The sequence below is a fragment of the Mycobacterium sp. NGS39 genome (assembly GCF_059812765.1).
On the sequence record NZ_JCALDH010000008.1, the window covers coordinates 138,944 to 159,537 of the forward strand.

A 20,594-nucleotide genomic window follows, 5' to 3' on the forward strand; every position below is an offset into this window, starting at 1 on the left:
TCAATACCGGGTCGCCGACGGCGCGCTCAGCTAGGCGACGCGCGAAAAGCGCGTCGCCTGATCCATGCTCAGGAGACTCAGCCCTGGGCGCCCTGCGGCTTGGTGAAGAACGCGCCGCAACGGTTCTTCATGTCTTTCATGGGCTGCCGGATCCCGCGAAGGTCGGACGCCACGGTGGGGTTGGCGTTCATGTAGTCGTGGATCTGGTTGCGCATGGCGTCGTGCGGCTGGCCGGCCAGGCCAGAGAAGAACGCGTTGACGTCGGGGTGAGAGCGCAAATAGTTGGCGGTCGCCGACGAGACGTCGGACATCACCTGCGCGCGGTCGGCTGCACTACAGCCCGGCGGAGGATCCGCGACCGCCGGCGCGGCATTCCACAGCATGGTCCCGGCGAGGGCGGCCCCGCTGACTGCGATGGCGACAGCATGGCGCCTGGAGGTGGATGACTTCATGGCGACTCCTTTGTCGTGCGTTGGCTCCATACCGCTGAGCACAGGGTTCTTCACGGTAACGCGCAGCGCCGGGTGCCGAGGCGTCTTTGACCTGGGTGATTGCTGAAGATGTCGGTGGCTTCGGACCGTCTCCGCACCGAGCCAGGGCTACAGTCGAAGAACTTCGCGCGGACGACCGCCGTGTAACCCGGTGACCTATCTCCTCGAGGACAGCGCCGCCATAGCAGGCGGTGGTCCGGCCACAGTGAGGGAGATCCGCGGTGCCGGTGCCACATGAGTCGGGCCGGGATCTGCGGCTGGTTGCCACCGCGTGCTACCCGAATTGGGAAGCGGTCTACGAAGACAACGTGACGTGGGTGTACCGCAGCATCTTCGGGCGCGTCGGCAACCGCGCCGACGCCGAGGATCTCACTTCCGAGGTGTTCTTGACCGCGATGCGGCCATTGCGGTTGACGGCCAGCGTGCCCGAGGTGCGCGCGTATCTGCGCGCCACGGCCCGTACCGTGCTGGCGGCACACTGGCGAGCCACGATGGGGCGCGAGATCACCACCCTCGACGACGTCGCGGCCCCCGACACCGCACCCGACGCGCAACCCAGCACCGCCCCGCAGCGAGCGGCAGCGGTGCTGGACCGGCTGCCCGACCAATACCGGCGGATTCTGGAGTTGCGCTTTCTGCAAGGCAAGTCGGTGCGCGATTCGGCCAGCGACCTCGGAGTCAGCATCGCGAACGCGAAGGTGTTGCAGCACCGCGCGCTGCGATTGGCCGCGCAGATGAACGAGAGCCAGACGAACGAGGCTCAGAGCAGCGAGGGAGGTGCTCGATGACCCGCCGGGAACTGCGTCGGTACCTCGACGACCTGCTGGCCGGCCGGCGCCCGAAGCCGTTCACGCCCGACGATTTCGAAGCCGCACAGATCCGCACCGCCATCGATCTGCGCGCCGCGCGGCCAGGCAACGACGAGCCGCGCGCAGAGTTCGTCGAAACCCTCAAAGACCGCCTCGCGCAACAGATGTCAGGCCAGGCACCGGAGGCCGGGACGCCTGCGCCGCCGCCAGGTTTGAGCGCGACGCGCCGACAGGTGATCGTCGGCGGCGCGGCGGCTGCCACCGCCGCGGTGGCAGCGGTATCGGTCGATCGGCTGGTCGTGGGCACCCGACACCAGCCGCCCGGTCCAGCGGACACCGCCTCGCGACTGGTGCCCAGTGACGGCACCTGGCAGGCGGTCGCGGACAGCGCCGATGTGCCCGAAGGGTCGGTCCACCCCTTCAACCTGGGATCGATCGACGGATTCGTGCATCGGCGCAACGGTGTGGTCCAAGCGGTATCGGGGGTGTGCACACACCAGGGCTGCAAGCTGTGGTTCGACCAGGGTGCCGACCGCTTGCGTTGCCCGTGCCATTCCACGTCGTTCTCGCCGGCGGGCCAGGTGATCACCCACGCGTTGCCGATCGCTCCGAAGCCGCTGCCGCATCTAGAGGTCAGGGAGCGCGACGGCGTCGTCGAAGTGCTGGCGCCGCCGGCGCAGCCGGCCTGAGGATCGTGTAACCCCGGTCGCTATTTCTTCGTGAGGGATCCACCTCAATCAGCAAGCGGCACTGGAGCTTTCATGATCACTACTGGACTCACCGCACAACTCGCATTTGCGGCCGCCGCCTCGATGCTCGCTGCCAGCCCAGCCGCTGCTCCTACCGACGTCGGCGGGTCGGCCGCCGACGTGATCCAGCAACTCGGTGACGCCGGCTACAGCGTCCAGGTGAACGGCTCGGCCCAAGTGCCACTTTCGCGCTGCACGGTGACCGGCGTGCACGGGTTGCCCATCACCGCCCGACCCGCCCCGCTGACCACCGTGTACGTCGACGTCGACTGTCCGGACGACGACTGACGCTGTGCGGCTTGGACTTACGGCCGTACCGGGATGGCGTCGGTGTCGGCGTCAGGGGCCGGCGTCTTGATCCGACGCAAACCGTAATCGCCGCGCGGATGGATGACTTGCGGCCACCAGAACCACCGGCCCAGCAGCGTGGCTATCGACGGCATGAGCAGTGACCGCACGATCAAGGTGTCGAGCAACAGGCCGATCGCGATCGTCGAGCCCATCTGGGCGAGCACCCGTAACTCGCTGCCCAGCATCGCGGCCATCGTGAACGCGAACACCAACCCGGCCGCGGTCACCACCCCGCCGGAACCGGCCATCGCGCGCAGGTAGCCGGTTTTGAGTCCCGCCTGGATCTCCTCTTTGAAGCGGGAGACCAGCAGCAGGTTGTAGTCGGAACCGACGGCCAGCAGGATGATCACGCACATCAACATCACGATCCAGTGCACGCGGATGCCCAGAAGGTCTTGCCAGATCAGCACCGAAAGCCCGAACGACGCCGCGATCGAGCTGGCTGCGGTCCCGACGATCACCAGCGCCGCCACCAAGCTGCGGGTGATGATCAGCATGATCATGAAGATCAGCGTGAGCGCGGAGACGACGGCGATCATCAGGTCGTACTTGGCGCCGTCGGCCATGTCCCGGTAGGTGGCGGCCGTGCCGCCCAGATACACCTTGGCGCTGGACAGCGACGACTGCTTGAGCCCTTCCTGAGCGGCGGTGCGTTCCGCGTTGACCCGGTCGATGCCCTCCGGGGTCATCGGATCACCTTGATGGGTAATGAAATAGCGCGCCGACTTGCCGTCGGGGGACAGGAACATCTTGAGTCCACGCTGGAACTCCGGGTTCTGGAACGCTTCCGGCGGCAGGTAGAACAGGTCGCCGTTCTTGGCGGCGTCGAAGCTCTGTCCCATGACGATCGCGGTGTCGTTCATCGCCGCCATCTGCCCCTGCAGCGCCGACATGGTGCTGTACGTCGACAGCATCAGTCCGCGGGTCATGCGCATGGTGGCGATCGTCGGCGGCAGCAGCGCAGCCATCTGCGGCATCAAGGTGTCGAGGCGTTCGATGTCGGCGGTGAGCTTGCCGGTGTCGTCGGTGAGGGCATCGACACCGTCGACCGTGTCGAACAGCGACCTCAGAGACCAGCAGATCGGGATGTCGTAACAGTGCGGTTCCCAGTAGAAGTAGTTGCGGATCGGGCGCCAGAAGTCGTCGAAATCCGCTATGTGACCGCGCAATACGTCGACGTCGGCCTGCAGCTGCTTGGTGTCGGCGGTGGTGGCGTGCGTGGCGTCGACGACCTGCAGCATGACGTGATACATGTGCTCCATGGTGTCGGCCATGACGCCCATGTCGTCGGCCATCTTGCGCATGTTCGCGATGTTGATCTGCTGAAACGGATACTGCTGCATGGTGGTCTGACCCTGCATGCTGCTGAGGAACGGAATCGAGCTGTGCTGGATTGGAATGCCCAGCGGGCGGGTGATGTCCTGCACCATCGCGATGCCCGGGATGTTGAGGACGTTGCGCGCCACGCGGTCCAACACGAGCATGTCGGCGGGATTGCGCATGTCGTGGTCCGCCTCCACCATGAGGATGTCCGGGTTCATCCGGGCCTGCGAGAAGTGTCGGTCCGAAGCCGCATAGCCCAGATTGGCCGGCGCACTGGTGGGCAGGTAGAACCGGTCGTTGTAGTAGGGGTGGTAGCCGGGCACGGCGACCATGCCGACCAACACCGCCGCGGCGCTGGCAGCCAAGATCGGCGCGGGCCAGCGCACCACGGCCGTGCCCACGCGCCGCCACAGTTTGCCTTGAGCGCGTTTGGCTTCGAAGCGGCCCGCAAGTCCGCCCAGGAACAGCACTGCCGGCCCGAGCGTCACAGCGGCCGCCACCACCACCAGCATCCCGATCGCGACCGGCACGCCCATCGTCGAAAAGTACGGCAGCCGAGCGAAACTCAGGCAGTAGGTAGCCCCGGCGATGGTCAAGCCGGAGCCCACGATCACGGGTGTGACGGACCGGAAGGTGGTGTAGTACGCCTCTTCTCGGTCCTCGCCAGCGGCGCGGGCCTCGCTGTAGCGGCCGAACATGAAGATGCCGTAGTCGGTGGCGGCCGCAATGCCCAGCATCGTGAGGATGTTGGAGGCGAATGTGGTGAGCCCGAAAGCGTTGAGGCTGCCCATGAGTGCCACCACACCGCGTGCGGAGGCCAGCCCGATGAACGTCAGAAACAGCTGAACCAGCGTGGTGACGATCGACCGGTAGACGATCAGCAGCATGATCGCGATCGCGACCAATGTGAACAGCGTGATCTTGGCGAGGCTCGCGTTGCCGATGACGTGCAGATCGTCGGTCAGCGCCGCCGGCCCGGTGACGTAGGCCTTCACCCCCGGCGGCGGCTGGGTGTGGTCGATGACCTTGCGCACTGCCTCCACGGAGTTGTTGGCTTCCGTGGTGCCCTGGTCACCGGCGAGATAGACCATCACATAGGCGGCTTTCGCATCCGAGCTCTGCGCGCCCGCCGCGGTCAGCGGATCTCCCCAGAAGTCCTGGATGTGCTGAATGTGGGCCGGATCCTGGTTCAGCTGACGAATGATGTTGTCGTAGTAGTGATGTGCGTCGTCGCCGAGCTTGTCCTGGCCTTCGAGAACGATCATCACGGTGCTGTTCGACTTGAACTCGTCGAAGTTGTGGCCCATCAGCTTCATCGCCACCATCGACGGCGCGTCGTTGGGCGCCATGGGCGCGGAGTGCGCCTCGCCAACCTTCTCCAAGGACGGCACGAAAACGTTCAGGGCGATGGTGATCGCCAGCCAGAACAGGATGATCGGCACCGCCAGGAGGCGGATGGCGTGCGGGAAGAACGGCCGCTTGGGTTGCGGCGCTGCATGCTTGGTGTCTGTCATGCGGACTTCACCAGGCAGAAGGTTTGCGGGTTGACGCCATCTGTGTGCCTTTCGTCGCGTACCACGCCGTCCACAGTGATCCGGCAACCGACTTCACCGCCGTCGCTCTGGGCGATGATGTTGCCGCTGACCGCCGGAAGGGTGGTCGATATCGTCGTCGACCACGGCAGCGTCACATCCAGTTCGTGGATGTTGGCCTCGGCGTCGAAGTAGTTGACCTTGGCGGTGCTGCCCGAGGCGCCAAACACGTCGTACACCAAGATCTTTGGATGGAACTGCACGATCTCGATGCCGGCGTTGGCGTTGGCGTTGAGGTCTTGTGAGGCGAAGACCTTGTGCAGTCGTGACACCACCAAGCCCGAGACGGCAAGCACCACGACGAGAACCAACGGTATCCACGCGCGCCTCATCAGGCGGCCGAGCGCCCCCGCCGCCGCGCGCACCCGCTCCCGACCCTTCACCTGTGAGCTCAGGCCTCCTTGCCGCATTTGAGATCCAACGACGCAGCATTTTCGACAAGTCGATTCAGCAGCGGCAGCGCCACCTGCGCCGAAAGCCACAGCGCGAACTGCTCTTCGGCAGACAATGTGGTCAGCAAGGCGGCCAGCCGGTCGCGCCGGGTAGCTGTGCGTTGATCCAGCAGCGCCTGGCCCGCTTCGGTGATCGCGACCAGGCACACGCGGCCGTCGTCGGGGTCGGGCTGCCTGGTCACGATGCCGTGGCGCTCCAGCCGCTGGATCAGCTGAGTCATCGACGGCTGGCTGACTCCCTCCTTGGCAGCCAGCGCCGTGAGCCGGGTCGGACCGTCGCGGCTCACCCTGTTGAGCAGGTACCCGGCCGACACGCTCAGGCCGGACCGGTCGCTCAGGTACCGCACTGTCAGATCCGTCGCCTGATCGAGGACCTCCCCGACGGTGTCGCTACCGTGGCGGGGCAGGGACGACGGATCCACGAGCAGAACTTATATCACGGTGCCTATTTATCGACAACGCATAGGTGCAGGGACTTGCGATGCGGGGTAGGAAGCATCACGGGGCTAATGCAGTCGCCGCAACTGCTCGACGAAGGCGCGAGCGTCGTCCCACGTGGGCAGCAGGCCCGCATCGCGGAGCTCCTGCAGGCTGGGCGCCGCCGCGTCGCGTCCCGACATCCGCGGCTGCGCACCGTCGACCACAGGCCAGTGGATCGCGAGCTGGGGGTCCGTCGCCGAGATCGTGTGCTCGCGGCCGGGGTCGTACGGCGCCGAGCACAGGTACATGACCGTCGAATCATCCTGCAGCGCAAGGAATCCGTGCGCCAGCCCTTCCGACAGATACACCGATCGGCGATCCCGGTCGTCGAGCAGCACGGAATCCCACTTGCCGAAGGTCGGTGAGCCCACCCGGATGTCGACGACCACGTCGAACACCGCCCCCCGCACGCACGTCACGTATTTCGCTTGGCTGGGCGGCAGCTGGGCGAAGTGCAGGCCGCGCAGCACGCCGGCCGCCGACACCGAGCAGTTGGCCTGGTGGAAATCGAAGCGGTGCCCCGCAAAACCACTGAACTCTCGCTGGGTGAACCATTCGAAAAACAGCCCGCGGTCGTCGGGATACATGGAGTGGCTGATTTCCCACGCGCCCGCGATGGCCAACTCGCGCGCCGTCATTGGCCGCGCTCGGCGTATCGCGCCTCGACGGCGTCCTTCAGTGGCCGCCACCACGACTCGTTGTCGCGATACCAGTCGATCGTGGTGCGCAGACCTTCGGTGAAGTCGGCATGTGCTGGCGTCCAACCCAATTCGGAGCGCAGCGGCGTCGGATCGATCGCATAGCGCAGGTCGTGGCCGGCGCGATCCGGCACATAATCGAAATCGTCTGGCTCGCAGCCCATTTCGGTCAGAATCAACCGCATGACCGACAGATTGTCGCGTTCGCCGTCCGCGCCGATCAGGTAGGTCCGCCCGATGCTACCGTCCTCGAGGATCCGCCAGACCGCAGCGTTGTGGTCGTCGACGTGGATCCAGTCGCGCACGTTGGCGCCGTTGCCGTAGAGCTTCGGACGCCGGCCCGTCAGCACGTTGGTGATCTGGCGCGGAATGAACTTCTCCACATGCTGGTACGGCCCATAGTTGTTGGAGCAGTTGGATATTGTCGCTCGCACGCCGTACGAGCGCACCCACGCCCGCACCAGCATGTCGGCGGCGGCCTTGGTCGACGAATACGGGCTCGACGGATTGTAGGGCGTGTCCGCGGTGAACCGGTGCGGATCGTCCAGTGCGAGCTCGCCGTACACCTCGTCGGTGGAGACGTGGTGCAGCCGGACCCCGTGCCGGCGGACCGCTTCGAGCACCGTGAACGTGCCAATGACGTTGCTGCGCAAGAAGGGCTCCGGGTCGGCCAGTGCGTTGTCGACGTGCGTCTCGGCGGCGAAGTGCACCACCACGTCGGCATCGGCCACCAGCGCAGAGATCAGGCCGGGGTCGGTGACGTCGCCCTCGACCACCTCGATCGCGTGCTCCAAGCCGGCCAGCGACTCGCGGCTGCCCGCATACGTGAATGCGTCGAGCACCGTCAGCGACACATCCGGGCGTTCGCGCACGGCGGCGCGGACGAAGTTGGCGCCGATGAACCCGGCGCCGCCCGTCACCAACACCCGCATGGGCAAACAGTAACGGTCGTCAGTCGCCCTTCAGCTCCAATGGCCCGGCGAGCTCGGTGAGCGTGGGGATCAGCCGCTGCGAGCCGCCCAGCACCTGGATCGCGACGTGATCCGCCCCGGCTCGCAAGTGTTCGCCCAGCCGCGCGGCGATCTGCTCCGGCGTGCCGTAGGCCACTACGGCGTCGATCAGCTTGTCGCTGCCCGGCTTGGTGACGTCGGAATCGGTGAAGCCCAGCCGCTTCCAGTTGCTCACGTAGTTCCTCAGGCCGAGGTAGAACTCCACCGTCTTGCGGCCGATCTCGCGCGCCTCGTCAGCGTCCGTGGTGAGCACCACCTTGTGTTCGGGTGCCAAGAACACCGACGGCCCGACGAGATCGTGGGCTTGGGCGGTGTGCTCGGGGGTGGTCAGGTATGGATGTGCGCCGGCGCTGCGACGTGCGGCCAGCTCGAGCACCTTCGGGCCCAGCGCCGCGAGTACCCGTCGGCTGGTCGGGACGCCGGCCGCATCGAGGCGATCGAGGTAGGCCACCAAAGCGTCGTAGGGCTTGCTGTAGTCCTGACTGTGCTCGGGATGCCCGACGCCGATTCCGAGCAGAAACCGCCCGGGGTAAGCCTTTTCGATGCGGTGATACGACTCCGCGACCTCGTCCGCGGGCGCCGACCAGATGTTCACAATGCCCGTCGCGAGCGTGATCGACTCCGTAGCATCCAGGATCGGTTCGGCGAACTTCAGCTCGGCGGCCGGTGACCCACCCACCCAGATCGCGCCGTAGCCGAGTTTTTCGATCTCGGCCGCCTGCTCAGGCTTCACCGGTCCGCCGGTCCAGACGCCGTAGCGGCCGACGTCGGGCTTGAGCAGTGATGGGTCGGTCATGGTGTCCCTTTCTAAGTGCTTCGCGTGGCCAGTCCGAGCGGACCGGCCAGTTCGGCAAGCGTCGGAATCAGTCGGTCTTGGTTACCCAAAATTTGGATCGGAACATGGTTGGCGCCGGCGTCCAGATGTTGTGTCAGCCGCCTGGCGATCGCGTCGGGCGTTCCGTAGGCAACCAGCGCGTCGACGAGCCTGTCGCTGGGCGGGCGGCGTACGTCGTCGTCGGTGAAGCCCAGGCGCTTCCAGTTGCTCACGTAGTTCGTCAGGTTGAGATAGATGTCGAGGGCCTTGCGGCCGATGGCACGGGCCTTCTCGGCGTCGGTGGTCAGCACGACCTTGTGTTCGGGCGCCAGGAACGCCTGTGGGCCGATCAGATCACGCGCCTTGGCGGTGTGTTCTGGCGTCGTGAGGTACGGATGGGCGCCGGCGCTGCGCTCGGCAGACAGCTTCAGCACCTTCGGGCCGAGTGCGGCGATGACTCGGCGCTGCTTGGGCACGCCGTACTCGTCGAGCTTGTCCAGGTACTCGGTGAGCGCGTCGATGGGTTTGCGGTACTCGGTGTGCGCCTCGGGGTGTCCGACGCCGATGCCGAGCACAAACCTTCCGGGATAAGCCTTTTCGATGCGGTAAAACGATTCGGCGACGGGCCCGGGCGCGGCGGTCCAGATGTTGACGATTCCGGTGGCCACCTTCAGCGTGGTGGTCTTCTCGAGGATCGGCTCCACCCACTCGAGCTCGGCCGGGGGAGAGCCGCCGACCCAGACGGCGCCATAGCCGAGTTTCTCGATCTGCGCTGCTTGTTCGGGGGTGACTCCGCGTCCGAACGATCCGAACTTGCCAAGGTTCAGCTCAGTCATGACACCTCCAACCCTGGTTCGGTCGGCCGCTATTCCATGTCGACATTTGGCTGGTCCGGGGCGCCGGCAGAAGTCTGGTACCGGAACTTTGTCGGTGGTGGGTGCGATGCTGTCGTCGTGTCTTCTTCCGCTTCTGGTGGCGCTGTTGCGGTGAGCCCGGCCGAGCGTCTTGAGGTGTTGTTCGGGGAGTTGGCGGAGTTGGCGGGTCAGCGTAATGCGATTGATGGGCGCATCGTGGAGATCGTCGCTGAGATCGATGGTGAGGGGTTGTGGGGGGCGACCGGGGCGCGGTCGGTGCCGGCGTTGGTGGCCTGGAAGCTGGGGGTGTCGTCGTCGACCGCGCACACGATCACTACGGTGGCGGGCCGGCGTGAGCAGTTTCCGCGGTGTGTGCAGGGGCTGGCCGAGGGCCGGTTGTCGTTGGATCAGGTCGGGGTGATCGCCGCACACGCAGCCGAGGGCTCTGATGAGCATTATGCGCAGCTGGCTAGCGTGGCCACGGTGGGTCAGTTGCGCACCGCGGTCAGGCTCGAACCGCGACCCGAACCGCAGCCGCAACGCGAGCCGCAGGCGTCGATCACCAAGAGCTCCGACGAACAGTTCAGTTACTGGCGGATCAAACTGCCGCATCTGGAGGCGGCGACGTTCGAGGCGGCGTTGGCGTCGCATCTGGAGGCGCTGATCGGCGAGTGGAAACACGACCACGACACCGACGACCGCCCGTCAGAGACGGCGCCGCCCATGCCCAGCAGCGTTGAGGCGTTCATGCGGCTGGTCGAGACGGGCTGGGATGTCGAGGCGGCGCGCCGCCCGCACGGCCAGCACACCACGGTGGTGGTGCATCTAGATGTCAAAGACCGTGTCGCGGCGCTGCATCTGGGTCCGGTGCTCACCGACGCCGAGCGCCGCTATCTGACCTGTGAGGCCACCTGTGAGGTGTGGTTCGAACGTGACGGGCAACCGATCGGGGCCGGGCGGGCGAGCAGGGTGGTCAGCCGGCGGCTGCGCCGCGCGCTCGAGCATCGCGACCGCACCTGCGTGGTGCCCGGGTGCGGAGCGACGCGGGGTCTGCACGCCCATCACATCCGCCATTGGGAAGACGGCGGCGCCACCGAGTTGGCCAACCTGGTGCTGGCCTGCCCACATCATCACCGGCTGCACCATCGCGGCCTGATCACCATCACCGGACCCGCCGACGCTCCCGTCGTCGCCGACAGCGCGGGCCGACCACTGAGCGCCGCCTCGCTGGCCCGCCCACCCAAGCACCCCCCGCCCGCGGTCCCACCATGCCCCGGACCCACCGGCGAACGCGCCCAGTGGTGGTGGTACCAACCCTTCCAACCCCAACCACCACCGACTAACAACTGACGTATGTCTCCCAGCGTCGGGCATCGCCACCGCGTTGCCTCGTAACCGATTGGCACACAGCGGAATTCGTTCACAGTCTACGCACCAACCGCAGGATCCGCCTCGCCGCCCGCCCTCACAACGGCCTCTTCGCAGTGCCGTCGTCACGATCCGCGCGACTTCCGCTGCCATCGTCACGTGCTCGATTGTGCATCGCAGCCGCCCGATCGCGCCCTGCTAACCACGCCGCGCCGACGTCGTCGACGAACGACCGACACCCGCCCGCGCCAGTCGATGTGCAGCGCGGCATCGACGAATCTCGGCGCGGGCCGAAACGTCGCGGCTTCGAGCCCGCATGGCAGCCGCTGCCAATCCCGTTGAGGCGGTGGCATGTTGGATCGACGCGCGACTGGACCTGGCGTTCGACGAGCGCAACACGTCCGAACTGCGCCACTTCTCGATCGAGGCGCAATCGCAGATGTTCGCCTCGCCCGACAAGGTCGCGACGGCGTTCGGCGAAATGCTGCGACCGCTCATCGAGCAACTCGAAAAGGGAAGAGAAACAGGATATTTCCGTCGCGTGGATCCCGAGGCCGACGCGGAGGCCATTCACGGCGTGGTGTGGGTGTGCACCCAGCGGCAGTGGATCACCGGTGACCGGACGGGCGGTGAGGCGCGTCGGCACACGAAGCAGTTCTGCTTACGCGGGATCGGCGTCACACCCGACGTGATTGCGTCGGTCCTGGAGGACTAGCGCTTCACCGGAAAGGAGACTGGGTGGACCTCGGATTGGCCGGCGCCACTGCGGTCGTGACCGGCGGTCGTCGCCTACACCGCATCCAAGGCCGCGCTGAGCGGCGTCACCAAGAATCTCGCGAAAGCCTTGCATGAGAAGGCATTCTGGTGAACTGCGTATGCCCAGGCACCATTGTCACCGCGAGCTTCACCGACGCGCTGACCGACGTCCTCGCAGCCGACGGCTTGGACGCCGCGAATCCCGTCGACGGCGGGTCAGTTTCATCTGAATGGCGGGGACTACTCGGGATTGGGCGCATCAGGTGCGGGCGCCACCAACGGCAACACGATGATGAAGCGCGTGTTGCCGGGCTCGGATTCGACGCGCAGGTTGCCGTGATGCTTCTCGACGACGATCCGCCATGCCAGGTCCAGCCCGAGCCCGGTGCCTTCGCCGTACGGCTTTGTGGTGAAGAACGGGTTGAAGATGCGGTCCACGATCTCGTCCGGGATACCTGGCCCGTCGTCGCAGATCTCGATGCGGACGTGGTCGTCGTTCTCGCGCATGGTCCGCACCGTCAGCGTGCCGGCGCCGTCCATCGCCTGCACCGCGTTTTCGATGATGTTGGTCCAGACTTGATTGAGATCGCCTGGGTAACAGAGGATTTCAGGCAGCGACTTGTCGTATTCCTTGACCAGCCGAATCGGATTGTCCTTGCCTACCCGGTCGCCGAACATCATCAGCGTGCTGTGCAGCAGCTCGTGGACATCGGAAGCCTGATACGGCGCGCGGTCCATCTGCGAGTACTGCTTGGCCCCGGCCAGCAGCACCGAAATGCGCTTGCTGGCCTCGGTTATCCGGTTCACCGCGAGCTCGGTGTCGATCGTGTATTTCAGCCAACCGACTGCCCCCTGCAATGACGCGGTCGCGTCCACGTCCTCGATCGACGCGGACACCCGCTCCAGCCAGTCGATGTCCAGGCCGGCTTCGACGAACGTCGGCGCGTAGTCCCACGCACCGGCGATGCCGTGAGTTTCGAGCCAGTCGCCGATCTGGTCCTCACGGTCGGAGGTCTCCAGCGCGGTGAGCTCCACCGGCTTGGCTTTGGCGACCAGCTCGGCGACTTCCTCCTGGATGCCGACCAAGACGCGCAATGCCTCCGGGGTGAACTTGCCGTCGGCGAGCATCGCGAGCTTGTGCCGCATCTTGCCGACGTTGTCGCGCAGGTTGGCCACGTCCCGGGTGATCGCGGCGGCGGGATTATTGAGCTGGTGGGTCAGCCCGGCGGTGATCTGGCCCAGCGCGAGCAGTTTCTCGCGCTGACCGATGATCTGGCGCTGCCGCAGCCCGCCGACTTTGTGCCCCTCGAGCAGGTGCACGGCCATCGGGAATTCGGCCTGCATGAAGCGGGCGAACGCGTCGGCGTCGAGGACGAAGAACCGCGACGGGCGGGTCACGCGCACGGAGGCTTCGTAGACGTGCTCCTCACCGGGGACGTACGCCGACCAGGCCCCACAGTACACGCCGCGTTGCGAGGTGCGGTTCGTTTCGATGTCGACGCCGCCGGAGCGCTTCGACATCACCAACTCGCCGTCGAGCAGCACGTAGAAGCATGTGGCGGGCTCACCTTCGATGCAGATCGGGCCGGGCTCGAAGGTTTCGATGTGGCCGTCCTTGCACAGGGTCGCGAGCTGCTCGTCGGACAGCGCCTCGAACAAGAACAGCGTCCGCAGCTCGTCGGGCAGGCAGTTCTCACCCATGCTGTCTCTCCTACGCCTCGGCCAGGTATCGATGCACCAGCATCACGGCCATCGACCCTTCGCCGACAGCGGCCGCCACGCGTTTGGCGGACTGGGCTCGCACGTCACCTGCAACGAAGACACCGGGCACGCTTGTTTCCAGGTGGTGCGGCGGCCGGGTGAGCGTCCAGCCGCACACGTTCTTCAAGTCAGGGCCGGCCAGCACGAAGCCGTGGTCGTCGCGAGCCACCACGCCGTCGAGCCACTCGGTGCGCGGCTCGGCACCGATGAAGATGAACATCCGCCCGCACGTCACTTCCTCGACCGCACCGCTGCGCCGGTCTTCGAGCACCAGCTTCTCGAGCCTGTTGTCGCCGCACGCCTGTGTGACCACCGTGCAGGTCCTGACCTTGATGTTGTCAATGGCTTCGATCTGCTGGATCAGGTAGTACGACATCGACGACTCCAGCGACGAACCGCGCGCCACCAGCGTCACCGACTTCGCATATCTGGCCAGATTCACGGCGGCCTGCCCCGCCGAGTTGGCCCCGCCGATGACGTACACCTCTTCGCCGTCGCACTCAGCGGCGATCGACGTCGCCGCCCCGTAGTGCACCCCGACGCCGGTCAATCGATCGCAGCCGTCGGCGGGCAGTTGCCGATACGACACCCCCGTGGCCAAGATCACCGCCCGCGCACCGATCGAGCGACCGTCGGACAGTTTGACGCTGCGGGCCGCGCCCTTGACCTCCAACGCGACGGCCTCCTGGGCCGTGATGAGTTCCGCGGCGAACTTCTCGGCCTGGCGCCTGGCGCGGTCTGCCAGCTGGGCACCCGAAACCCCGTCGGGGAAGCCCAGATAGTTCTCGATCCGCGAGCTCTGGCCGGCTTGGCCGCCGGTCGCGGTGCGCTCGATCAGCACGGTTTTGAGGCCCTCGGACGCGCCGTACACCGCCGCCGCCAGCCCCGCCGGGCCGCCGCCGATCACCACCAAGTCGTAGAAATCCTCGGCCGGCGTGGTGGTGAGCCCGAGGGTCGCCGCGAGCTCCGCGTCGGCGGGGTTCACCAGTGTCTCGCCCTGCTCGGTGATCACCACCGGAAGCGTCAGCCCGTCCTCGCCGGCAGCTTCCAAAAGTCGCTGCCCCTCGGGTTCGTCGGCGCGAAACCACGTGTAATACAACTGATTTCGCGCCAAGAACTCGCGCACGTGCGACGATCTCGCATTCCACGGGTGACCGATGATCTTGGTGTGCGGAATCACCCGGTCACCGGCTGCCCGCCACGCCTCGAGCAACGCGTCGACCACCGGGTAGAGCTTCTCCTCCGGCGGGTCCCACGGTTTGAGGAGGTAGTGGTCGAGGTCGACGACGTTGATGGCCTCGATCGCGGCGTGGGTGTCCGCATAGGCGGTGAGCAGGACCCGTCGGGCCAGCGGGTAGATGTCCATCGCCTCTTCGAGGAACTCGATGCCGCTCATCTGCGGCATGCGGTAGTCGGCGACGAACACCGCCACGGTGTCACCGCGCAGCTTGAGCTCGTGCAATGTCTCGAGTGCGTCCGGGCCGGATTCGGCGCGGATGATGCGGTGGTGCTCTCCGTATTTGCGGCGGAGATCGCGGGCGACCGCTCGGGACACGGCGGGATCGTCGTCGACGGTGAGAATGACGGGTTTACGGGGCTGGGAGGGTCCAGTCATCGCTGTCAAGTATGCGCTCACGCGTCGTCTCGTTCGCCGGCGCCGAGGCCGTCGGCCAAATGCAGCAAAGCGCAGCGGGTGTGGTGCGGGCTGCTTTAATTTCCAGGAGAGCGAGCGGCATCGGGTCGTTTGCCTCCGACGACAGAGAGAACCGCGATGAGAAAGACCATCGCAGCCCTGACGGCCGCGGGCTCGCTGACAGCTGCCGGGCTGCTGACATCATCGGTGGGGCACGCGATGCCCCTCGACCCGTACCAGGCGGTGTGCGACGCGTACGGCGCCGAAGCGTCCGGGCTGGTGATTCGCGGGGCGGCTCGCCCTATCTCCGCGCGGATGCTCGTCGAGGCGGGAACCAGCTCGTTCGACGTGCACAACGTCATCGACACGGTGGTCTCGACGCGCTGCCCGCAGTACAGCAACCTGCTGTGACGGGGCGCCTGGGCGATCGCCGGAACGCAGCGGCGTCCAGGTAGAAGCGCCGCGGCGGCCGCCGTGGGACAATTTTGGCTTGCGCCCGTCGACCCGGTATCGTGGAGCGACGGTGCGGCAACGCGCCGGCTCCTGCGTGCCCTGGCATCTCGCGGAATTCCGGAATGATTCCGCGTCCCGCCCACGTTTCGAAGTCGGGGTGAATACTGCACTTGATGGGAGGCTCCCCCAGGGAGCACCCATCGCAGCCGGAGTTAGGGATTGCGGAGGTTATGGCAAAGAAGGACGGCGCCATAGAGGTCGAGGGTCGCGTGGTCGAGCCTCTGCCCAATGCGATGTTTCGCATTGAGCTGGAGAACGGTCACAAGGTGCTCGCCCACATCAGCGGCAAGATGCGGCAGCACTACATCCGCATCCTGCCCGAGGACCGGGTGGTCGTGGAGTTGTCTCCGTACGACCTGTCCCGCGGCCGCATCGTGTACCGGTACAAGTAACCCGACGAACTGGGTGTGACGAGCGCTTGCGCGCGTCACCGACAAACCAAGAAGGATCGAATACAGCCGTGAAGGTCAACCCCAGCGTGAAGCCGATTTGCGACAAGTGCAGGGTGATCCGTCGGCATGGGCGGGTCATGGTGATCTGCTCCGATCCTCGCCACAAGCAGCGGCAGGGATGAGCGCTTGCGCGAAGACCAGAGCGCAGGGATGAGCGCTTGCGCGAAGACCAGAGCGCAGGGCTAACGCATCCGCCTTAGTCGCCACAACTGAATGCAGACCTCCCAGCACCACTGAGCGGATACGCCGCTCATAACGTCCGGACCGGAGGCCGGACCCCTGCAGAGCAGGGAACGGGCTGGGATCAGACCTCCGCATAGAGAAGAAGGACACCGCCTGATGGCACGTCTTGTGGGCGTCGACCTGCCGCGCGACAAGCGCATGGAGGTCGCGCTGACGTATATCTACGGCATCGGCCGCACCCGCTCCAACGAAATCTTGGCCGCCACCGGCATCGACCGGGACATGCGCACCAAGGACCTCACCGACGAGCAGCTGACCCAGCTGCGTGACTACATCGAAGCCAACCTCAAGGTGGAGGGCGATCTGCGCCGCGAGGTGCAGGCCGACATCCGCCGAAAGATCGAGATCGGCTGCTACCAGGGTCTGCGCCACCGGCGCGGACTTCCGGTGCGCGGCCAGCGGACCAAGACCAACGCGCGCACCCGCAAGGGCCCCAAGCGCACCATCGCCGGCAAGAAGAAGGCCAGGTAACCGATGCCACCAGCAAAAAAGGGCGCGACTGCTCCGAAGAAGGGGCAGAAGGGCCAGAAAGGCCGCCGGCGGGAGAAGAAGAACATCCCGCACGGTGCCGCGCACATCAAGAGCACGTTCAACAACACGATCGTCACGATCACCGACCCGCAGGGCAACGTGATCGCGTGGGCGTCATCGGGACACGTCGGCTTCAAGGGGTCCCGCAAGTCGACCCCGTTCGCCGCGCAGCTGGCCGCCGAGAACGCCGCCCGCAAGGCGCAGGAGCACGGCGTCAAGAAGGTCGACGTGTTCGTCAAGGGCCCGGGTTCGGGCCGCGAAACCGCAATCCGCTCGCTGCAGGCCGCCGGCCTGGAGGTCGGCGCGATCGCTGATGTCACCCCGCAGCCGCACAACGGCTGCCGGCCGCCAAAGCGGCGGAGAGTCTAGGGCCTGGGCTAGGAGGAGAAGGACTTCATGGCTCGTTACACCGGACCCGTCACCCGCAAGTCGCGGCGTCTGCGCGTCGACCTCGTCGGCGGCGACCAAGCGTTCGAGAAGCGGCCTTATCCGCCCGGCCAGCACGGCCGCGCGCGGATCAAGGAAAGCGAATACCTGCTGCAGCTGCAGGAGAAGCAGAAGGCGCGCTTCACCTACGGCGTGCAGGAAAAGCAGTTCCGCAAGTACTACGAAGAAGCGGTGCGCCGCCCCGGCAAGACCGGCGAGGAGCTACTGCAGATCCTGGAGAGCCGGCTGGACAACGTCGTGTACCGCGCCGGGCTGGCGCGCACCCGCCGGATGGCGCGGCAGCTGGTCAGCCACGGGCACTTCACCGTCAACGGCGTGAAGGTCGACGTGCCCAGCTACCGGGTGTCGCAGTACGACATCATCGACGTGCGCGATAAGTCGCTGAACACGGTGCCGTTCCAGATCGCGCGGGAAACCGCAGGGGACCGGCCGATTCCGGGCTGGCTGCAGGTGGTCGGGGAGCGTCAGCGCATCCTCGTGCACCAGCTGCCGGAGCGCGCTCAGATCGACGTACCGCTCACCGAGCAGCTCATCGTCGAGTTCTACTCGAAGTAAAAGACTTTCGGCCGTCCGGATGGCGGCCGGGGACGCGGCATCAAATAGCGGGTGCCGTGAAGGAGGAAGAAAACACATGCTGATTTCTCAGCGACCCACACTGAGCGAAGAGGTTGTCGCCGACAACCGGTCGCGGTTCGTCATCGAGCCGCTGGAGCCGGGATTCGGTTACACGCTGGGCAACTCGCTGCGCCGCACGCTGCTGTCGTCGATTCCCGGCGCGGCCGTGACCAGCATTCGCATCGACGGCGTGCTGCACGAGTTCACCACCGTGCCCGGCGTCAAAGAGGACGTCACCGACATCATCCTCAACCTCAAGGGCCTGGTGGTCTCGTCGGAGGAAGACGAGCCCGTGACGATGTATCTGCGCAAGCAGGGCCCGGGCAACGTCACTGCCGGTGACATCGTGCCGCCTGCCGGCGTGACCGTGCACAACCCGGACATGCACATCGCGACGCTGAACGACAAGGGCAAGCTCGAGGTCGAGCTCGTCGTCGAACGCGGTCGCGGCTACGTGCCGGCCGTGCAGAACAAGGCGTCGGGCGCCGAGATCGGTCGCATTCCGGTCGATTCGATCTACTCGCCGGTCCTCAAGGTCACCTACAAGGTGGAGGCCACCCGCGTCGAGCAGCGCACCGACTTCGATCGGCTGATCCTCGACGTCGAGACCAAGAACTCGATCAGCCCCCGTGACGCATTGGCGTCGGCGGGCAAGACGCTGGTCGAATTGTTCGGTCTGGCAAGGGAACTCAACGTGGAGGCCGAGGGCATCGAGATCGGGCCGTCACCTGCGGAGGCCGACCACATCGCGTCGTTCGCGCTGCCGATCGACGACCTCGACCTGACGGTGCGCTCGTACAACTGCCTCAAGCGCGAGGGCATCCACACCGTCGGCGAGCTGGTCGCGCGCACCGAGTCCGACCTGCTGGACATCCGCAACTTCGGCCAGAAGTCGATCGACGAGGTCAAGGTCAAGCTGCATCAGCTGGGCCTGTCGCTCAAGGACAGCCCGGCCGGTTTCGACCCGTCCGAGGTCGCGGGTTACGACGCAGCCACCGGCACATGGCACGGCGATTCGGCGTCGTACGACTTCGACAACGACCAGGACTACGCCGAAACCGAACAGCTGTAATACGCGCCCGTCCTTTTCTCGCACAAGGAGATACGAGCAATGCCCAAGCCCACCAAGGGCCCTCGCCTCGGCGGGTCGTCCTCGCACCAGAAGGCGATCTTGGCCAACTTGGCCACCTCGCTGTTCGAGCATGGCCGCATCAAGACCACCGAGACCAAGGCCCGGGCGCTGCGGCCGTACGCGGAGAAGCTGATCACTCACGCGAAGAAGGGCACGTTGCACAACCGGCGCGAGGTGCTCAAGAAGATCCGTGACAAGGACGTCGTGCACACCTTGTTCGCGGAGATCGGGCCGTTCTACGCCGACCGCAACGGTGGCTACACCCGCATCATCAAGGTCGAGCCGCGCAAGGGCGACAACGCGCCGATGGCGGTGATCGAGCTGGTGCGGGAGAAGACGGTCACGGCTGAGGCCGATCGCGCCAGGCGGGCCGCGGCGTCACAGGCCGCCAAGAAGGCGGCGCCGGTTGCCGCTGCGGCCGCACCGCAGGCGGCGGTGGAGCCGGAGGCGACGGCTGGTCCGGAGACCGAGACTGTGGCTGACGTCGAGGCAGAAGACGCCGCGATCGAGGAGGCTCAGGCCGCCGAGGCCGCCGACGAGGCCTCGGCCGAGGAGCCGACAAGCACCGACGAGGCCTCGGCCGAGGAGTCGAAAACGGACGAGGCCTCGGCCGAGGAGCAGAAAACCGACGACGAGTCGTAGCGTCATGCGCGACGAGCCCGCCATTCACCCGGATGGCGGGCTCGTCCGTCTCCGCCTCGACATCGCCTACGACGGAACGGAATTCGCCGGCTGGGCGGTCCAGGGTGAGCAGCGCACCGTCGCCGGCGTCCTCGAGGAGGCGCTGTCGACGGTATTCCGCACACCGGTGCGGGTTTTCGCCGCCGGCCGCACCGACACCGGCGTGCATGCCACCGGCCAGGTCGCCCACGTCGACGTGCCCGCGAGCGCGCTCGGCCACGCCCGGCCGCGCCGGACACCCGTGGGTGACCCTGAATTCCGGCCGCTGGTGCGACGGCTGGCCCGCTTCCTGCCCGTCGACGTCCGGGTCCGCGACATCACCCGCGCACCCGACGGCTTCGACGCCCGCTTCTCGGCGCTGCGCCGCCACTACGAGTACCGGTTGTCGACCGCACCGTACGGCGTCGAACCGCAACTGTCGCGGTATGTGACCGCGTGGCCGCGGCAACTGGACGTCGACGCGATGACCGCGGCATCGAAACAGCTTCTGGGACTTCACGACTTCGCGGCATTCTGCCGTCACCGCCCGGGTGCCACCACAATTCGCGATCTGCAGTGCTTCCAGTGGAGTCGTGACGGTCATCTGGTTACCGCCCGTGTCAGCGCAGACGCGTTCTGCTGGTCGATGGTGCGGTCGCTGGTCGGTGCACTGCTGGCCGTCGGCGACGGCCGACGCGACGCGAAATGGCTTGCTGCCCTTCTCAATTCGACCCGCCGATCGAGCTCGTTCGCAGCTGCTCCTGCGCATGGCCTCACCTTGGTGGGGGTCGACTACCCGCCCGACGGCGAACTCGCGGCGCGGACACTGGTCACCCGCGAGCTGCGCACCCGCGACTAGG

General features: G+C 66.3%; 24 protein-coding genes and 1 pseudogene. 15 read left to right on the top strand and 10 right to left on the bottom strand.

Annotated elements, in window-relative coordinates; genetic code table 11:
• Positions 1–77: 77 nt before the first annotated feature.
• Positions 78–452, bottom strand: a complete 375-nt coding sequence (locus AC5Y39_RS13265; RefSeq protein WP_500020152.1) for a heme-binding protein — start codon at positions 450–452, stop codon at positions 78–80.
• A gap of 260 nt (positions 453–712) precedes the next feature.
• On the opposite strand from AC5Y39_RS13265, the gene AC5Y39_RS13270 reads away from it, so the two are divergent.
• From AC5Y39_RS13270 to AC5Y39_RS13280, 3 genes are all read left to right on the top strand, one after another.
• Positions 713–1,279 carry an RNA polymerase sigma factor gene (locus tag AC5Y39_RS13270; protein ID WP_500020150.1) on the top strand — a complete coding sequence of 189 codons (567 nt, stop codon included), beginning with the start codon at positions 713–715 and terminating at the stop codon, positions 1,277–1,279.
• A complete protein-coding gene (locus tag AC5Y39_RS13275; RefSeq protein WP_500020148.1) occupies positions 1,276–1,989 on the top strand; it encodes a Rieske (2Fe-2S) protein in 714 nt (237 codons plus the stop codon). Before AC5Y39_RS13270 ends, AC5Y39_RS13275 begins: the two co-directional genes overlap by 4 nt.
• Before the next feature lie 72 nt (positions 1,990–2,061).
• Positions 2,062–2,337: a hypothetical protein gene (locus tag AC5Y39_RS13280; protein ID WP_500020146.1), complete on the top strand. Its 276-nt coding sequence runs from the start codon at positions 2,062–2,064 to the stop codon at positions 2,335–2,337.
• Between the two features lie 17 nt (positions 2,338–2,354).
• Here the strand turns inward: AC5Y39_RS13280 and AC5Y39_RS13285 are convergent, their stop codons facing one another.
• The 7 genes from AC5Y39_RS13285 to AC5Y39_RS13315 all read right to left on the bottom strand — a co-directional run bounded on the left by AC5Y39_RS13285 (position 2,355) and on the right by AC5Y39_RS13315 (position 9,605).
• Positions 2,355–5,237 (bottom strand): MMPL/RND family transporter, encoded by a 2,883-nt coding sequence (locus tag AC5Y39_RS13285; RefSeq protein ID WP_500020144.1) that lies wholly within the window; start codon positions 5,235–5,237, stop codon positions 2,355–2,357.
• A complete protein-coding gene (locus tag AC5Y39_RS13290) occupies positions 5,234–5,647 on the bottom strand; it encodes an MmpS family transport accessory protein (RefSeq protein ID WP_500020369.1) in 414 nt (137 codons plus the stop codon). The genes AC5Y39_RS13285 and AC5Y39_RS13290 overlap by 4 nt, the downstream gene beginning before the upstream one ends.
• A gap of 59 nt (positions 5,648–5,706) precedes the next feature.
• Positions 5,707–6,189, bottom strand: a complete 483-nt coding sequence (locus tag AC5Y39_RS13295; RefSeq protein WP_500020142.1) for a MarR family winged helix-turn-helix transcriptional regulator — start codon at positions 6,187–6,189, stop codon at positions 5,707–5,709.
• A gap of 84 nt (positions 6,190–6,273) precedes the next feature.
• On the bottom strand, positions 6,274–6,885 hold the full coding sequence (rfbC, locus tag AC5Y39_RS13300) for a dTDP-4-dehydrorhamnose 3,5-epimerase (protein ID WP_500020140.1): 612 nt from the start codon (positions 6,883–6,885) through the stop codon (positions 6,274–6,276).
• Complete coding sequence (gene rfbB, locus AC5Y39_RS13305) at positions 6,882–7,877, bottom strand: dTDP-glucose 4,6-dehydratase (protein ID WP_500020138.1); 996 nt, start codon at positions 7,875–7,877, stop codon at positions 6,882–6,884. Before rfbB ends, rfbC begins: the two co-directional genes overlap by 4 nt.
• A gap of 19 nt (positions 7,878–7,896) precedes the next feature.
• The gene (locus AC5Y39_RS13310) at positions 7,897–8,751 is read right to left on the bottom strand and encodes an LLM class F420-dependent oxidoreductase (RefSeq protein WP_500020136.1); all 855 of its coding nucleotides are present in this window, start codon (positions 8,749–8,751) and stop codon (positions 7,897–7,899) included.
• An 11-nt stretch (positions 8,752–8,762) separates the two neighbouring features.
• On the bottom strand, positions 8,763–9,605 hold the full coding sequence (locus tag AC5Y39_RS13315) for an LLM class F420-dependent oxidoreductase (protein WP_500020134.1): 843 nt from the start codon (positions 9,603–9,605) through the stop codon (positions 8,763–8,765).
• A 117-nt stretch (positions 9,606–9,722) separates the two neighbouring features.
• On the opposite strand from AC5Y39_RS13315, the gene AC5Y39_RS13320 reads away from it, so the two are divergent.
• The 3 genes and pseudogenes from AC5Y39_RS13320 to AC5Y39_RS13330 form a co-directional block, all read left to right on the top strand.
• The gene (locus tag AC5Y39_RS13320; RefSeq protein WP_500048226.1) at positions 9,723–10,973 is read left to right on the top strand and encodes an HNH endonuclease signature motif containing protein; all 1,251 of its coding nucleotides are present in this window, start codon (positions 9,723–9,725) and stop codon (positions 10,971–10,973) included.
• 334 nt (positions 10,974–11,307) lie between these two features.
• Entirely contained in the window at positions 11,308–11,706 is a 399-nt protein-coding gene (locus AC5Y39_RS13325) for a hypothetical protein (protein WP_500017801.1), read from the top strand.
• A 60-nt stretch (positions 11,707–11,766) separates the two neighbouring features.
• Positions 11,767–11,957 (top strand): annotated as a pseudogene (locus AC5Y39_RS13330) (SDR family NAD(P)-dependent oxidoreductase); the annotation flags it as partial.
• A 30-nt stretch (positions 11,958–11,987) separates the two neighbouring features.
• Here AC5Y39_RS13330 and AC5Y39_RS13335 read toward each other — a convergent pair.
• Positions 11,988–13,448 carry an ATP-binding protein gene (locus AC5Y39_RS13335; protein ID WP_500017803.1) on the bottom strand — a complete coding sequence of 487 codons (1,461 nt, stop codon included), beginning with the start codon at positions 13,446–13,448 and terminating at the stop codon, positions 11,988–11,990.
• A gap of 10 nt (positions 13,449–13,458) precedes the next feature.
• Entirely contained in the window at positions 13,459–15,123 is a 1,665-nt protein-coding gene (locus AC5Y39_RS13340; RefSeq protein WP_500017805.1) for an NAD(P)/FAD-dependent oxidoreductase, read from the bottom strand.
• Positions 15,124–15,279: 156 nt separating this feature from the next.
• Between AC5Y39_RS13340 and AC5Y39_RS13345 the strand changes: the two genes are divergently transcribed.
• From AC5Y39_RS13345 to truA, 9 genes are all read left to right on the top strand, one after another.
• On the top strand, positions 15,280–15,552 hold the full coding sequence (locus AC5Y39_RS13345; protein ID WP_500017807.1) for a hypothetical protein: 273 nt from the start codon (positions 15,280–15,282) through the stop codon (positions 15,550–15,552).
• Between the two features lie 272 nt (positions 15,553–15,824).
• Positions 15,825–16,046 carry a translation initiation factor IF-1 gene (gene infA / locus AC5Y39_RS13350; RefSeq protein ID WP_003418601.1) on the top strand — a complete coding sequence of 74 codons (222 nt, stop codon included), beginning with the start codon at positions 15,825–15,827 and terminating at the stop codon, positions 16,044–16,046.
• 68 nt (positions 16,047–16,114) lie between these two features.
• Positions 16,115–16,228, top strand: a complete 114-nt coding sequence (gene rpmJ, locus AC5Y39_RS13355; protein ID WP_003879483.1) for a 50S ribosomal protein L36 — start codon at positions 16,115–16,117, stop codon at positions 16,226–16,228.
• Positions 16,229–16,445: 217 nt separating this feature from the next.
• A complete protein-coding gene (gene rpsM / locus AC5Y39_RS13360; RefSeq protein ID WP_499911296.1) occupies positions 16,446–16,820 on the top strand; it encodes a 30S ribosomal protein S13 in 375 nt (124 codons plus the stop codon).
• Positions 16,821–16,823: 3 nt separating this feature from the next.
• Positions 16,824–17,249: a 30S ribosomal protein S11 gene (rpsK, locus tag AC5Y39_RS13365; RefSeq protein ID WP_499911298.1), complete on the top strand. Its 426-nt coding sequence runs from the start codon at positions 16,824–16,826 to the stop codon at positions 17,247–17,249.
• A 27-nt stretch (positions 17,250–17,276) separates the two neighbouring features.
• Entirely contained in the window at positions 17,277–17,882 is a 606-nt protein-coding gene (gene rpsD, locus AC5Y39_RS13370; protein WP_500017809.1) for a 30S ribosomal protein S4, read from the top strand.
• Between the two features lie 76 nt (positions 17,883–17,958).
• Positions 17,959–19,014 carry a DNA-directed RNA polymerase subunit alpha gene (locus AC5Y39_RS13375; protein ID WP_499911304.1) on the top strand — a complete coding sequence of 352 codons (1,056 nt, stop codon included), beginning with the start codon at positions 17,959–17,961 and terminating at the stop codon, positions 19,012–19,014.
• A gap of 39 nt (positions 19,015–19,053) precedes the next feature.
• A complete protein-coding gene (gene rplQ / locus AC5Y39_RS13380; protein WP_500017811.1) occupies positions 19,054–19,716 on the top strand; it encodes a 50S ribosomal protein L17 in 663 nt (220 codons plus the stop codon).
• 4 nt (positions 19,717–19,720) lie between these two features.
• On the top strand, positions 19,721–20,593 hold the full coding sequence (truA, locus tag AC5Y39_RS13385; protein WP_500017813.1) for a tRNA pseudouridine(38-40) synthase TruA: 873 nt from the start codon (positions 19,721–19,723) through the stop codon (positions 20,591–20,593).
• Position 20,594 lies beyond the last annotated feature (1 nt).

Excerpts from the sequence above, each read along its gene's own strand:
- AC5Y39_RS13265 (WP_500020152.1), bottom strand. The coding sequence starts at position 452 with ATGAAGTCATCCACCTCCAGGCGCCATGCTGTCGCCATCGCAGTCAGC.
- AC5Y39_RS13275 (WP_500020148.1), top strand. The coding sequence starts at position 1,276 with ATGACCCGCCGGGAACTGCGTCGGTACCTCGACGACCTGCTGGCCGGC.
- AC5Y39_RS13280 (WP_500020146.1), top strand. The coding sequence starts at position 2,062 with ATGATCACTACTGGACTCACCGCACAACTCGCATTTGCGGCCGCCGCC.
- AC5Y39_RS13285 (WP_500020144.1), bottom strand. The coding sequence starts at position 5,237 with ATGACAGACACCAAGCATGCAGCGCCGCAACCCAAGCGGCCGTTCTTC.
- AC5Y39_RS13290 (WP_500020369.1), bottom strand. The coding sequence starts at position 5,647 with ATGAGGCGCGCGTGGATACCGTTGGTTCTCGTCGTGGTGCTTGCCGTC.
- rfbC (WP_500020140.1), bottom strand. The coding sequence starts at position 6,885 with ATGACGGCGCGCGAGTTGGCCATCGCGGGCGCGTGGGAAATCAGCCAC.
- rfbB (WP_500020138.1), bottom strand. The coding sequence starts at position 7,877 with ATGCGGGTGTTGGTGACGGGCGGCGCCGGGTTCATCGGCGCCAACTTC.
- AC5Y39_RS13310 (WP_500020136.1), bottom strand. The coding sequence starts at position 8,751 with ATGACCGACCCATCACTGCTCAAGCCCGACGTCGGCCGCTACGGCGTC.
- AC5Y39_RS13315 (WP_500020134.1), bottom strand. The coding sequence starts at position 9,605 with ATGACTGAGCTGAACCTTGGCAAGTTCGGATCGTTCGGACGCGGAGTC.
- AC5Y39_RS13325 (WP_500017801.1), top strand. The coding sequence starts at position 11,308 with ATGGCAGCCGCTGCCAATCCCGTTGAGGCGGTGGCATGTTGGATCGAC.
- AC5Y39_RS13335 (WP_500017803.1), bottom strand. The coding sequence starts at position 13,448 with ATGGGTGAGAACTGCCTGCCCGACGAGCTGCGGACGCTGTTCTTGTTC.
- AC5Y39_RS13340 (WP_500017805.1), bottom strand. The coding sequence starts at position 15,123 with ATGACTGGACCCTCCCAGCCCCGTAAACCCGTCATTCTCACCGTCGAC.
- AC5Y39_RS13345 (WP_500017807.1), top strand. The coding sequence starts at position 15,280 with ATGAGAAAGACCATCGCAGCCCTGACGGCCGCGGGCTCGCTGACAGCT.
- infA (WP_003418601.1), top strand. The coding sequence starts at position 15,825 with ATGGCAAAGAAGGACGGCGCCATAGAGGTCGAGGGTCGCGTGGTCGAG.
- rpsM (WP_499911296.1), top strand. The coding sequence starts at position 16,446 with ATGGCACGTCTTGTGGGCGTCGACCTGCCGCGCGACAAGCGCATGGAG.
- rpsK (WP_499911298.1), top strand. The coding sequence starts at position 16,824 with ATGCCACCAGCAAAAAAGGGCGCGACTGCTCCGAAGAAGGGGCAGAAG.
- rpsD (WP_500017809.1), top strand. The coding sequence starts at position 17,277 with ATGGCTCGTTACACCGGACCCGTCACCCGCAAGTCGCGGCGTCTGCGC.
- AC5Y39_RS13375 (WP_499911304.1), top strand. The coding sequence starts at position 17,959 with ATGCTGATTTCTCAGCGACCCACACTGAGCGAAGAGGTTGTCGCCGAC.
- rplQ (WP_500017811.1), top strand. The coding sequence starts at position 19,054 with ATGCCCAAGCCCACCAAGGGCCCTCGCCTCGGCGGGTCGTCCTCGCAC.
- truA (WP_500017813.1), top strand. The coding sequence starts at position 19,721 with ATGCGCGACGAGCCCGCCATTCACCCGGATGGCGGGCTCGTCCGTCTC.